10 protein-coding genes and 1 pseudogene are annotated in these 13,932 nt (G+C 44.3%); 4 read left to right on the top strand and 7 right to left on the bottom strand.

Translation table 11 applies throughout. The features are described from left to right. Window position 1: 1 nt before the first annotated feature. Window positions 2-1,246: an alpha-amylase family glycosyl hydrolase gene (locus tag PDUR_RS08070; protein ID WP_081949438.1), complete on the top strand. Its 1,245-nt coding sequence runs from the start codon at window positions 2-4 to the stop codon at window positions 1,244-1,246. Between the two features lie 389 nt (window positions 1,247-1,635). Here PDUR_RS08070 and PDUR_RS28665 read toward each other — a convergent pair whose 3' ends face one another. The 7 genes and pseudogenes from PDUR_RS28665 to PDUR_RS08030 form a co-directional block, all read right to left on the bottom strand. Next, complete coding sequence (locus PDUR_RS28665) at window positions 1,636-3,045, bottom strand: hypothetical protein (protein WP_169744897.1); 1,410 nt, start codon at window positions 3,043-3,045, stop codon at window positions 1,636-1,638. A gap of 493 nt (window positions 3,046-3,538) precedes the next feature. Continuing rightward, window positions 3,539-4,201, bottom strand: a complete 663-nt coding sequence (locus tag PDUR_RS08060; RefSeq protein WP_042205823.1) for a UPF0158 family protein — start codon at window positions 4,199-4,201, stop codon at window positions 3,539-3,541. An 80-nt stretch (window positions 4,202-4,281) separates the two neighbouring features. Then, a pseudogene (locus PDUR_RS08055) lies at window positions 4,282-4,716 on the bottom strand (transposase zinc-binding domain-containing protein); the annotation flags it as partial. 157 nt (window positions 4,717-4,873) lie between these two features. Then, entirely contained in the window at window positions 4,874-5,581 is a 708-nt protein-coding gene (locus PDUR_RS08050) for a DNA alkylation repair protein (RefSeq protein WP_042205822.1), read from the bottom strand. Between the two features lie 665 nt (window positions 5,582-6,246). Then, window positions 6,247-6,948, bottom strand: a complete 702-nt coding sequence (gene sigK / locus PDUR_RS08040; protein ID WP_025694476.1) for an RNA polymerase sporulation sigma factor SigK — start codon at window positions 6,946-6,948, stop codon at window positions 6,247-6,249. A 261-nt stretch (window positions 6,949-7,209) separates the two neighbouring features. Then, window positions 7,210-7,545: a hypothetical protein gene (locus PDUR_RS08035; RefSeq protein WP_042205819.1), complete on the bottom strand. Its 336-nt coding sequence runs from the start codon at window positions 7,543-7,545 to the stop codon at window positions 7,210-7,212. A gap of 85 nt (window positions 7,546-7,630) precedes the next feature. Next, window positions 7,631-11,698 (bottom strand): AAA domain-containing protein, encoded by a 4,068-nt coding sequence (locus PDUR_RS08030; protein ID WP_042205818.1) that lies wholly within the window; start codon window positions 11,696-11,698, stop codon window positions 7,631-7,633. An 814-nt stretch (window positions 11,699-12,512) separates the two neighbouring features. On the opposite strand from PDUR_RS08030, the gene PDUR_RS08025 reads away from it, so the two are divergent. Genes PDUR_RS08025 through PDUR_RS08015 form a run of 3 tightly spaced genes read left to right on the top strand, consistent with a single transcriptional unit; the run spans window position 12,513 to window position 13,730 of the window. Then, complete coding sequence (locus tag PDUR_RS08025) at window positions 12,513-12,782, top strand: DUF3006 domain-containing protein (RefSeq protein ID WP_052410119.1); 270 nt, start codon at window positions 12,513-12,515, stop codon at window positions 12,780-12,782. Next, on the top strand, window positions 12,779-13,033 hold the full coding sequence (locus PDUR_RS08020; RefSeq protein ID WP_042205817.1) for an excalibur calcium-binding domain-containing protein: 255 nt from the start codon (window positions 12,779-12,781) through the stop codon (window positions 13,031-13,033). The genes PDUR_RS08025 and PDUR_RS08020 overlap by 4 nt, the downstream gene beginning before the upstream one ends. 46 nt (window positions 13,034-13,079) lie before the next feature. After that, a complete protein-coding gene (locus tag PDUR_RS08015) occupies window positions 13,080-13,730 on the top strand; it encodes a hypothetical protein (RefSeq protein ID WP_042205816.1) in 651 nt (216 codons plus the stop codon). Window positions 13,731-13,932 lie beyond the last annotated feature (202 nt).

Genomic DNA, 13,932 nt, shown 5'->3' with positions numbered 1-13,932 from the left:
CATGGCCGTCAATAGCAGGACAGCTTACACCGTCAACCTCCGGTCATTATGGGTTAGCAGTAACAGGGAGAATCCGCATTTGCGTGATGAAGTGTACGAAATGATGCTCTGGTGGCTGGATAAAGGCGTGGACGGCTTTCGCATGGATGTTATCAATTTTCTTTCCAAAGTTCCAGAATTGCCGGATGGTGAAGTTGTGGAAGGATATAGCTACGGTAACGGCTTCCCCTATTTTATGAACGGTCCGCAAATCCATACGTACTTGCGGGAGATGCACGATCACGTCTTGTCGAAGCATGAAGTGGTAACTGTCGGCGAAACGTTAGGGGCTACGGTCGACGAAGCCAAACTCTATACGGGAAAAGAGCGTCACGAACTGGACATGGTATTTCAGTTTGATCACGTAACGTTGGGCTACGGTAAATACGGAAGATGGTCTGTTGAAGACTGGAAGCTAACCGAGTTGAAGGAGATTTTTAGCAGATGGCAATATGGGCTTGAAGAGGATGGATGGAACAGTCTTTATTGGAACAATCACGATCAGCCCCGGGCAGTTTCTACTTTTGGCAATGACAACGAGGAATACCGGGTCGTTTCAGCAAAAATGCTGGGGGTATGCCTGCATCTGCAGAAAGGAAGTCCTTTCATTTACCAGGGCGAAGAGTTGGGCATGACGAATGTTCAGTTCCCCGAAATCGGTTCCTACAAGGATATAGAAACCATGAACGGCTATCGGGATTATTGTTCAAGTGGACTTATTCCGCATGACGAAATGATGAAGGCCATTCACAAGAGAAGCAGAGACAATGCTCGTACTCCCATGCAATGGAATAGCAGCCTGCATGGAGGATTTACGACTGGAGAACCGTGGATTAAATTGAATCCGAATTACCCTGTCATTAATGCGGAGCAATCGCTGGCCGATCCAGATTCAGTTTTTTACTTTTACAAAAAGCTTATTAAGCTCCGTAAGGAAAATGAAATTGTTGTCTATGGAAAATTCGATGAGATTCTGGAAGAAAATGAGGAAATCTTTGCCTATACCCGAACTCTGAAGGAAAAGGTATGGCTTGTTGTGTGCAATTTTACCGCAGGCACACCAGTATTCATCTTACCTGAACGCTATGCAGCTTATTCTTTGGAAGAGTGGGTTCTTGGGAATTATCAGGAGGATTTAAACCGGTCCATCCATGAATTTGAACTAAAGCCATACGAGGCAGCTGTGATTTCTTTAAAAGCACGCTAAAAAGAACGCCTGCCACGAGAAAAAAACTGCATCGTCGGTTTGTCCCGGCATCCATGCCCTGCTTGTTCACCTCATGTTCTCTGGCCCGCATTTTATTTCTTATGAGGTGTAAAACATGTATTCCCAAAAAATTCACTTAATTCATCATCGTCATCTCCCTTCAGGATGAGTAACCCACCATTAGGTAACTTACAAAAATTAAAATATTTATTCATTCTATAGCATCCCCCTTTTTGTTGAAATGCTAGACATTTGTCGGCATGTTCGACATGCAAGAGGGATGTTTTTTGTTCTAAATAACGTTGATAAGAAGCGGGAGGGATGGCAGTCTCTTCAATCCCTCGACCCTAGGTGCTCGCCAATCAAAAACCCACTTGCATTCATTTCGCTCACGATGATGATTCGATCACGAATGTTTTCAAATAATCGTTCAGATCGAAATTCTTCATCGTTTTTGCACAGCAGAACTTGTATTTCGCTTGGCTGCCGCACGGACACGGATCATATATATTCGCGGGCGCAAACCGTTCTTTTAGCGCTTTCTTTAAATCGCTTAAATCCTCCGTAAGCTCCATGCCCATGATGTAATGCCAATTAAAATGATCACATACGCGCGCGACCTGCGCCGCCCGCTCTTCCGTTCTCACTTTGACAATGATGGGTTGCCGCTCGGATCCCCAGCCTGTATCCGGATAACAGGCTTTATCTTTTCTCATGACCGTCTCCTCACCTTCTTCCAACTGTTGCATGGTTTGATGCTTGCGAAGCTTGCGCTCATGTTCAGGGATGTCATCCGTCAATGTCCCCATATACATCTCCGCCACCGGCAGGAATGACTCCCGATCCCCTGGTTGCAAATCAAATTCATACAATTGTAATTCATGCGTTGCAGTTGCAGCCGTTTCATTTAACTGCTTCATAACATCAAGCTCCTCCTCCGTCGGCAGAAAAGGAACTTTTTCTTTCGTTTCACGATGAATATCCAACAGCTTGCATAAGCTGTCCGCCAAAAAATCCCGAAGTTTCAAAGCATCCAGCCTCGTGTATGCGCGAGCATATACCAGAGTCTGCCGAAAATACCTCCCGGAAATCTCCAGTTCTCCAATTTGCAACAGCATATCGGCTAGCGAATAGCAGGATTCCACGTGTGAAGCATCGACTTCGATCGAATGCTCGAAAACTGCCGCTGCCAACTCCGGGCGCCCACCCTTATAATACAAATTCCCCAGTTTGTTCCATAGATGACTATCTCCCGGATCATTCTTGAGCCGTTCCAGAAACCGTTCTTCCCCATCACTTACCCATTGCGGACTCGTGCCGTCGTATAACTGCATGCGTCCAAGCATAAAGCCTACATCCGGATCTTCCTTCACCCTCATTACATGCCCCATCAGACCAAGCGTAAAAAGAGGCGAGGTAAACTCCCATGCCCCTGCTCCATTGCACTTGGCGCAACGAATATAGCCGGTAAATTGTGCGTAATCAATCAAATTCCGCCGCATATCGAAGTCCGTATTCGTATTGGAAAGATAATCGCTATTTTCAACCGCTTTCGCCCAGCCTGTCCCGTTAAAAACAGTAATGCCAATATCGTATACCGCAGCGTGACCGCATCGCATGCACCGCAGCCGCTGCTTGTTAGATTTATAGGCGGGCGCAACTTTCTTGTTTCGCTTGGCAACCATTCGTGCTGCGCTTCCCGGCAACATCTCTGCAGTCGGTGCTTCATCTGTCGGTAGTTCCGCTCCGGTCATCACAGCAATCAGCTTTGGATTAATTCCTTTTTCCTTTCGGCTCATACTCTCCCTCATCTCGTTCAATTCATTACATTTAAGTAAGGACCGATCTGCTCCCATGATGCTTGCAGAAATTCGGTTGTATCAATAAATATCAATTCCGACTGCGGAACAATGCCATCAAAATGTGCATCATCCAATGCTTTGATCATTGTCCTTGCATAGCTGGTTTGATCTTGTCCCGTCGCTTTTAGCTCCGAGATCCCTTCAACAATAACGATCTTACGGATCTGCAGCAGATATGCCTTATCGACTTTTGCGGTTTAAAATTATTCCTGCAAGGGATACCAGTCATCATTTCCCCGATTTCGCGATACGTTTTTCCTACAGCCTGAATGACATGCGGACTTCTCCGCGCCCATTCCACCGCCACGGCAATTGCCTCTGACTGCCAGACCAGCTGTGCTTTCTGAAAACACACTACGAATCCGGCATTCGGATTTTTGTCAACTGATGATTCTGATCAAGCAACGTATGGACAAACAACTTATGTTAGTTAAAGGTTTAAATCGCCATTTCCAACACTTACCTTCAGACTAACGTCTATGGATTCTAACCAATCCAGGACACGTTCTTTATTTCTGCTTTCCACAAATTGATAATAACGATCCAATTCACGGGCATCCGAGGATAATGTGTCCTTGAATCTTCGGAATATTTTCTTCCCGCCACTCAATACGTTAAACAGCTTGGCCCTTAATTTCTCGTTTGGTACTGTATCAGCAAAATCCTCCATATCCATATACCCCTCATGAGATTCGCGACTGGGGATTCGGAAATATATTTCATTAAACCCTTCTTCAATGGCTTCACTTAACGCTTCATCTTCATCGTCCTTGTCAAACGAGTTTAGCATAACAATTTCACCAGTATCGATATTCAAGAAATGCTCTATTCCATCCATATACATATCATAGGTCTCTATGAGATCCTTAAGCTGATGTTCCAAAAGAATCAACTCCTTCATTTGAGATTCTCCTTCGCTAATTCTATTCTCCAAGGCAAGGGCTGATTGAGCCTCATACTTCTCCCACGTCACCCCATAAGGAGCTCCACCTTCCGTATAGCCGGCAATAAAATAAAACTGATCATCTTGCTCAATGGAAACTAATTCATGATCTGAAAAGATCCACTTCTTTCTCTTCTTCTTACTTCTCATAAGCCCACGTCCTGTAAAAATCATAGTGTAAATTTATAAGCTCATCCCGTGGTACCCCATTGCTTCATAACCCTTGACACGATAATCCCCGGCGTTACCTTATGTTTCTTCTCGAAATGCTCTTTTACAACATGGACCGCCTCGTCCATAAATGCTTTAAGCAATTTGTCCCAGTGCAGCAGAAACACTTCCCGCAGTCCTTCGTCGATCGTGAAGACCACATGGCGGTGGTTGACCTGAAACACATCCTCCTCCAAGAGCCTCGCCCATTCCTCTGTCTCTCCGCATGAACATGTTGTACAGAATCTTCCTTTACAGCGATACGGAACAAGCCGCAGGTCATGGCATCCTTCGCATACCAGCAACTTAAATCCCTTCGCTATCTCTCCGCAATTCCGGAATTTCTCTACTTCCTTCAAGACATTTGGCCGCAGCTTACCCTTATGCTTCTCTACAAATCGGTCCCAGTGTCCATGCTCATCAAAGAAAATTCGTTTCAGAATGTTCGTCTCCATATCCTCACCTTACCAAAAACAAAAACGAAGGGGAAGACAATTCCACCTCGAAATTTTATAAATTCTAATGAGCCCGATGAACCAGCAGCCTTGTGTGGCTGCTGGTTCTTCATTTCTGAGCTATCGGTCTCGGAGTAGGTTTAAGCTTTTGTCACGGTCAACATCTTACATGCTTGCGTTTAAAACCAACCTGCCCTTTGTCGACTGCCTTTTGAATATTTTCGTAAGCGTGAAGAAGTTTGCTTTTGGCCTTATCCTTATTGACTTCTACAGCGCCTACAGTCCTTGCGGTCTCACACGCTTTATCATGAAGAGGCACATAGGATACCGCCACTGTGTATAAAAAGTTGTTCATTGCGTATTTAGTGCGTTCTGGTGAATCATGAATCGTATTTTTCACCATCTCAAGCATACCGGCAAGTTTGCTTTCGGAAAATTCATCGTCCGGTCGGCTGCCGAGCAGCCAGCAGTAACAGCTCCAGCCCGCTGACATTCTCAGCTCTTCACCGCTCGCGATCCATTTATCGGCAACTTCTTGTGCAATATCCGCTTCGGCCAAGGTTACTGCAACTACATAATCGGACAGCATATAAAAATAAGCCGCATCCATCCATCGGTCAAAATCGGCTTCCGTCATTGCATTGGGGTCGGCTATGATGCCGGCAAAATACATGGCGTCGTAATTCCCTGTGGCGTAAAGCTGCTCAGCCAGAGGCTGATTTATTTTAGTTTTCTTGAAGATAGGCTTCATTGCGCCGGTAGCCACGCCAAAAAGCGGTTCGTGCGCGCCATTCGAGCTGTATATTTTCTTGGTTCGTTCCTTGCCGAGCGCTTCAAGCTCCCGCATGACCATTTCTACATTCATTGTTTAACACTTCCTTTTTTCGAGGTAGTACTGGATAAAGAAAGTGTACTGTACGGATTTCCCTGTCGCAAGCTCAGTATCCCTTCAGCTACCTGATCTTACTGGTTCTTATCCAAAAAACGAGGCATCCCCGGCCGTAGAACGGAAACAAGACGCCCCATGTCATATACTAGCAACCCAATACAATAGTTATTATTACCATACGGGAGGTTGCTATGTTCAGAAAATTCAACAGCGTCAACTGCTTGAAAAGGAACAGCAAGTCAATGCTCTCGAACAGAAAATCGCAAAAAAGAAGAAGAAAAATATCATCAAGAAATAGCTAAAAACATAGAGCTTTTACAAACAGAAACTGACGTAGACAAAATAGCCGCTTTAGAAACAAGATTGAAAGAGCTCATGCAACTGTTCAAGAGTTACAAGATATTGTACAAGAAATTGACCCTACAATTGAGTTTATACAAACGATGGCAGCAATGGAGTATCGACAAAGTCAGAGTATTAGCACTAGTGAAATAGAATTAGAGCCTGTCTTTTCATAAGCAAAAAGCCTGGACATAGGGTGCCTCCTAATGTCTAGGCTATTATTATTTTTCACCGCTCGCTATACACAATTCAAACCCATATCAATGCAAGGAATTTCTTTGTGACAGCATATTTAGATTTTACCTCTTCGCCTTATAAAACTCATGATACAGCTTCATGAGCGCCCGTTTCTCGATCCGTGATACGTAGCTGCGGCTAATGCCCAGCTCTTTGGCGATCTCCCGCTGTGTACGCTCCTCTCCCCCGGTGTCCAGGCCGAAACGGCCGACCACCACCTCTTTTTCCCGGTCGTCCAGGATGTCGAGGTTGCGGTAGATCTTGCTCTTCTCGATCTTCAGGTCCACTTCCTTGATGACATCGTCCGTATCGGAGCCCAGGATATCGATGAGCGTAATCTCGTTACCTTCTTTGTCCGTTCCGATCGGGTCATGCAGCGACACGTCCTTGCGGGTCTTTTTAAGCGAACGGAGGTGCATGAGGATCTCATTCTCGATACATCGGGCTGCGAAGGTGGCAAGCTTCGTCCCTTTGTTAGGCCGGTAGCTCTCGATCGCTTTGATGAGACCGATCGTTCCGATGGAGATCAGATCCTCCATGTCTTCGCCGGTGTTATCGAATTTTTTCACTATATGGGCTACAAGCCGCAAGTTATGTTCAATCAGCAAATTCCGGGCTCTGGCGTCTCCCTCCGCCATCATCCCCAGGTATCGGCTTTCCTCTTCCTCCGTCAGCGGTTGGGGAAAAGCGTTGTTCCTTACATACGATACCAACAGCGTCAGTTCTTTAATCAGCAGCGCAATGGTGCTAAGAAATCCGGGCACTTTGGCGACACCTCCCGCACTTGTACAATGAAACCGGTCAATAAGTCTTACGGGTTCACGGTCATTTCATTGTATGTAGGCGAAGGCCCAGAAGTGCCTGTACGGGAGAAAACTGAGGTCAAAAAAATCAAGTAACTGCTCCTATTTTGATCATTGAAGTTAACAAACCTGGAAGAATGGAAAGCTTTATTAGATATACTTTATGCTCACAGTCACACTACACCAGAAAAGCTAATATAAAAATAAAAGAGCTTGATGATTTTATAAAAAATCCCGGTCACTGAATATAATAATAATCTTCTCCGCTCCCACCAGTTGCTTATATTTTATTAGTGTACGTTCAACGGAATACTTACCATCTAATACCTCACTAATATATTTGAAGTGTCCAGCAATGTCTTTTACTTTATGGTTTCCTATTATAGGGTATTGTTTTAAAACTTCTTCTGCGAACTCCTCTCTCCTTCTTACTTTTTCTCCTCTTCTTGTTCGTGCCTCTAGTTCTCTATACTGATTAATAAAATTACGTATGATTTTATCCTGGTCCTCAGTCCAGTTTGGAGCAGTTTTTTTTACTTTATAATGAGAATTATCCATTAAGCTCCCTCCTTGAGTGTACTTGGTATTTCCGACTACAACTGTAGAATTATTTTCTTGGACTAGTTATTTTGAGTTATGAAGTTCAGCTTTTTATATTCAACTTATCTACATGTTGCCGTACTTTCTCAAGTTCACCAGAACGATTTTTCCACCAGCTCCGGCTCCAAATCCGATGAATTGTCCATCCGTGGCTTTCCAAGAATCTCTGCCTATAGTAGTCCCGTTCCCGCGCTACCTTTGAGGAGTGGAACATAGCGCCATCACACTCAACCCCAAGGATATAACGTTCATTGTTATTCGGGTGTATAATTCCTAAATCAATTCGATATCCAGAGAATCCTACTTGCGTATCAACTGAATAATCAAGATCTAATAACCCTTCGTACACCTCAATTTCAAAGGGGCTATCGAATACCAGATCACTGCGTCCGTTAACAGTAGTGCCCTCCAATAGACCCTTTAGGATACGATGAACTTGATCTCTATCTCCGTCTGATACAGCCTTACCATATTCTAGATAGCGTTTAAAGAGACGCACGCCCGGAGCATATGTTTCTGCCCGGTTCCATTCTCTTGGATCGAAAGAACATACGATGTGTATTTTTTTCTTAGCCCGGGTTACTGCAACGTTCAAACGGTTTTCGCCTGCTCCTTGGGATAAAGGACCAAAATTGCTAACCATTCGCCCTTCTTCGTTTTTGGCATAAGCCACAGAAAAGAAAATGATATCCCGTTCGTCCCCTTGAACGTTATCGATATTTTTTACAAACAATCCTACAAATTCATCACCATTTCTACGGCTTTTCGCTTCGTCGATCAGGACTTGAACTTCAGGATCTTTTCTTCCCGCTTCATCCAGCATTTCATAGATAGCTTCCGTTTGAGGACTGTTAAAGGTGATAATACCAATTGTTGGTTTCAACTCATCACTTTTTAAAGTATCAATCACCAGCTCAACTATCTTTTCAGCTTCTTTTTGGTTTTGGTTGTTGACCCACTTTCCCTCTACCTGATAAAAGCTTATTGGCCTTCCTTCCGGACGGTGGGCAGAAGGAGCGATCTCCATTCGGCAACCGTAAAAAGCATAATTTGAAAAATTAATCAACGCATCATTTTGAGAACGATAGTGCCACGTAAGCCAAATATCAGCAAAGTACGGCTTGCTCCACTCCAGCAAACTCTGTGCTTTATCCGCACGATCCTGAGACGCTAACTCTTCGTCCTCGCCTTCGTCTTCTTCTGTAGAGTTCTTAAAATAATCGCTAGGCGGAAGCTGTTTTTCATCTCCTGCAACAACCACTTGCTTACCCCGGTATAAAGTTGGTATAGCATTTTCTACGGAACATTGAGACGCTTCATCGAACACAATCAAGTCAAACAAACCAGGAGTCATTGGGAAAACAGTGGAAACTGTCTCAGGGGTACAAAGCCAGCAAGGGATCAGCTTCAAAATATCGTCGGGATAGGTTGCAAAAATCTGTCGAAGTGTTGATTGCTTCCGCTTCTTTTGGGCTTCTCGCTTTAAGCTAGATTTTCCACTAATCCCTACTTCGTTAGCCTTAACACTTAATCGCCGATTGATCCAACCTGGTACTGCCTTACGTTTTTCTTTATGCAGTTGAATATAACGAGACCTGTTCCGCTCAAAGATTTCCGTCGATACGTCTTTAACATGGGGCTCCTGTTCTTCGATCTGGAGAATCCAAGCGTGCAAGAAACTATTTTCAATCAGATCAGGCCAACTGTCCTCTTCGAAATGCATTTTCTCCTTACATCTCTGCAGGAGCTTGGTATTCAATTCATCCGTTTCTGCCTTCAATTGATCTAATCTGCACATACTATCAAAATGTTCCAGTGTTCTTACCATCTCATTAAACAAAGAAACCCTCGTAGTACCCTTTTTGAAGTCTTTCGAAATATTAGTTATTTCTTTTTCACTAAGGTACCCATTCAAGGTTTCTAAAGTACGAAGTAAAGAGGCAGTCAGCTCCCCTAACTGGATAGCTGAACTCAACTTGTTCTCAAATTCATCCTTAGAAAATGAATCGGTTATAGGAGTAACCCACTGAGGAAATTTTTCTGAAGCTTCTAGATATACTTGCAAGAATTGAATAGCCTTCTGTTTCTCCAATCCCCACATTTCCCAATCCTGGACGTTATCTGAAAATGGTATGTCCTCCAGTATTGGGTGAAGAATAGTTTTTTGCTTAACTTCCTCCATAGATAAATAGAGATCCAATTGTGATTGTAATGTCACTGGACTAATGCCACGGCCAGAAGCAGCTGCCTCTACTTCACGGCGTATTTTTCGCCATTTCGTGGAGAATACTCTTGTCCATTTGGTTAGGTAAGTCTGATAGTCGTTTATTTTTTCAACCATTAACCGGGCTTCCTCAACAGAATATCCTTGTGCAGGAGTATTGTCAGAGTCCCACGTACGAATCGCACTGTCAAGCTCACTAAACGTTTTACGGACGAGCCGGAAATCCGGTTCCTCAGTTTCCCAATACTTAGCTACTTTACTATTATAGCTAGGCATTTCTTGATTTAATTTTTTCAAAATACTAATGTGTTCCACATGATGCTCAGGGGCAGTTGCAAACTTTTCACCGTTTTGAATGTCAAGTGCTTTACTAGTGTTATCCATAATATTGGCAAGCAAAGTATGAAGCTTGTAATGGTGATCAGCTGTAAAGTTGGCAAAGCTCCTTCTGTTAGCCCAAGGGTAGTCGTTGCGATCATATTTTTTCATTAATTCAATGATCGTTTCAAGCTCAACTTTTCGTTCTTGTAGGTTCGTATATGTAACACTCGGTACTAAATCCTTTACAGGCATAATTAACTTGTCATCCCATATGGCTTTGGAATAAAGCTGATGGAGTGTCCTGCCAAAAGGGCGCTCTTGATGCAATGAACCAGCGATAACATTCAATTTAGTAGCCAAGGTATGCATTTCCTCCGATACCCGCTCATGCTCATTGTCATTAGCAAAGGAAGCTCCATTTTCGAAGATAGATAACAATGTAGCGTAAGCCGAATTTCGGTCTTTCATTGAATCTCGAAGCAAGGCCGCGTGTCGATTTAAATTAAGACTACTCAAACGGTTGTAAACCACTTCGAGGGCAACCGGCTTTTGACAGACAACCAATACTTTTTGTCCGCGTGCCAACCTATCTGCCACCAAATTGGCAATCACTTGAGATTTGCCGGTTCCAGGCGGACCATGAACAATAAGGCCTTGTCGGTTATGTGATGCTACAACAGCTGCCTCTTGACTCGCATCTGTATCGAGAACAAAATAAGTTTCTTTTTCGTGGACCAGATTTAACACTTCCTTGTCCACTTCCTCCAAATCCCTTTCATTAGCATTGCCATCCAGCATAGTAGATAAAATCCCTTCACTAGGTGGGTTCTGCATTAAATGATCGTAATCTTGCAGAAGAGGGCTGGCACTTTGCCTAAACTTCCCCATGACTACAAATGGCTTTAAAACAAAACCAGGCCCAAAGCCGGGTATGTCGTCCCGACGCATATCTGGAAAAGGAAGCATCTTAGAATCAGTATCCCATTTTATGTCCACTCTATTTGTTTCACATAAGCTAATGACTTTATCCAAGAGTTCTCGAGGTTTACATGTTTCCAACTCTGCAGAAAGTTGAGATAGATCTACATTGCTAAAGCGTCGCAGAGCTAATTGGAGGGAACGATTAAAAAACGGGACTTCATCCTCGTCCCATTCCAAGGCCCAGTGTAGAACATTGCGAATTTGCAGCCTCACAAGTTTAGCCGGATACAAAAGAATAGGAGATCGGACATAAAAATCTGGATTCAAGTAGCCTTCGAGAAATCCGTAGGCCACATGAAAAACGTTAGCTCCTGTTTCTTGCTCTATCAAATCAATCTCGCGTTTTAGACTTGCCAAAGATCGACTGTGATTATTCCATTTTTCATCAATCGATGAGACAGGCATTAGAATTGTTTTCTCTTTCTGGAGTCGATCCAGCATCATAAAACCTTGTCCGTCAGGCAAATTTATAAAGTGATGCGCATCAAAATGATTTTTTTTATGTAGTTTCAGGAGACGTAGGCTTGCGTTTTTCGCTGTTAGATCGGTTAGACGATCCTGAATTTTTTGTAACAAGTCTTGCAAGTGGGAAATCCCCTTTCGATTTCTATTACTAAGCCGAGGCAGATCTTTTAATTCGATGATTATCGAAATTATTCCAGTAGGACTTACGAATTATATTTAAACGTATTTATTATACATCAAATGGAAGAGTTTTTCTTTATAAGTTACATTAAGTTAGTCATCATTGGCTCTATTTAGGTATGCAGTGGAATCGTTAGATCTTAGTCTAGTCTAATAAGCTTTATAATATTGTTCATTATAGAAATACTCATAGTAAATTTTACCTAAAACTGATAGACTGAGATTTGTAATTTATTATCAGTTTAGGGGGAAAAACGTTACAGTCAATCCCGCGCGATGCCAATTTCACAATTTCACTCGTCTCCTTATCTGTGGCTCCAAGTTACGAACTAATCATCCTAGCCAAAAAACTATAAGATGCTTACCTATAAGAGTCATGGCATGAGCAACCGAACGTATTAGAAAGATGTTGAAAAAGTGATCCAGTATATCCTACGGCATCCGAGGAGCGTTTTGTCCGCACGCACATTTACCTCGCATTCCTGAACGAGATCAGTTATGAACTTGTCACCGAGCACCGGTACTACATAACCGTCGACCGCGGACGGCAGGCGTGGGACGCCATACGGAACTGCTCGGCAACCAGGAAAAAGATGTGTCCACCTGGTATTGCTTAGCCATTGATTCACGGAGGAGGTAGCAGCTTGTGGAAAGTGTAAAGCCTGAGGTAAGCGGCCACACGAAATTCGGAAATTCGTGAGTAGCCTTTTCCCAACCGGTAGGAAACGATCGAGATCGACAGAAATACGATGGAATGGAGGTTGAACTAAAGGTGCTTCGCCACTACATGGTCTCCAAACCCGTCTTCTGCTTTATTGATCGGTTCGAGGGCGACCTTGCAATAATTGAAGTGAAGGGCGCCACACAGGACATCCCGCGCAGCCGCTTGCCGAGAAGCGTCAAACCGGGCGATGCTGTCATCATGGATGGTCTAAAGGTCAGGCTGGACCGAAAGCGGAAGGCAGCCCGGGAGAAGGAAATCTATGACTTGATGTACGACGTATGGGAGGACTTAACTGGATGAGAAAACTCACATGGGCCCTTTTGGCCACCGCCCTGCTGCTCGGCGCCGCCCTGCCGGTAAGCGCCGAAGGTGCCAAAAGGTATCAGAACTGCAAGGCGCTGAATGCAGACTATCCGGGTGGTGTCGCTAAAGCGGCCGGGATTAAAAACAAAGGCGGCAAGACAAAGTACAAGCCGTTAGTCTCGAAGGCGCTGTACGAAGCAAACAAGAAGAGCGATCGCGACAAGGATGGCATCGCTTGCGAGCGGTAAGCGAGCCGAATAAGACGTAAAGACTTGATCAATTTGGGGGGCAAACATGAAGACAACTAAATGGATCGTCATGCTGATGGTCCCTTTCCTGCTAGCCGGCTGCGTCTCGCAGGGCAAATACGACACGATAGAGAAAGAGAAAACCACTCTTTCTGCCAAACTCACCACGGCAACGACGGATCTGGACGCGGCAAAGAAAAAGTCGGACGAACAGGCGAAACAACTCGCCGAACTCGAACAACTGCGGACTGAAAACGAGCAGTTGAAAGAGAAACTGGACCTGTATCGAAAGCAGGCTAACCCGTCTGCAACAGACACGAGCAAGTACAATACAACCGTAGAGCAAGAATACATCAACAACTTGATCCAGGTCTCCGACTTCCAGGCGAAGTATTTCGACTCCCTGCTCGACGGGAAGGTACCGGGCGTCATGTTCAAAATCAAAAACAAGGGGAACAAGATCCTCTCCGAGATTGAGGTCACGGTCTATTTCAAGGACGTGAACGGCAACAATATCGCCGAGGAATCGTATACTCCGGTAAACGATATGGATTTCGATTACAAGGAACTGAAGCCGAATTACACGTTCCAACTTGACAGTGACCATTTTTATACTGCCAAGACGGTGCCGAAAGAATGGAAAGCCGGGAATGCCGAGATCAAGGTGACACGGATCAAGTTCAAAGACGAGTTATGAACCACTGGCACCCGAGCACCGGTCTTACACGACAGCCAGGCAGCGAGGTACTGCGGGTGTCTTATAGAACTGCTCGGCTACCAGGAAAATGTAGTGTCAACCTAGTATTGTTTACGCCATTAACGGGAGGGACAACGACGTATACGCTTTATGTGAACGGGCATTTCAATAAGTTAGACGGGCTGTTGTTTCGTATCTTCCC

Source organism: Paenibacillus durus, assembly GCF_000756615.1.
Lineage (GTDB): Bacteria > Bacillota > Bacilli > Paenibacillales > Paenibacillaceae > Paenibacillus_AQ > Paenibacillus_AQ durus.
Note: the sequence above shows the minus strand (reverse complement) of the source record. Positions and strands in the feature narration are given on the sequence as shown.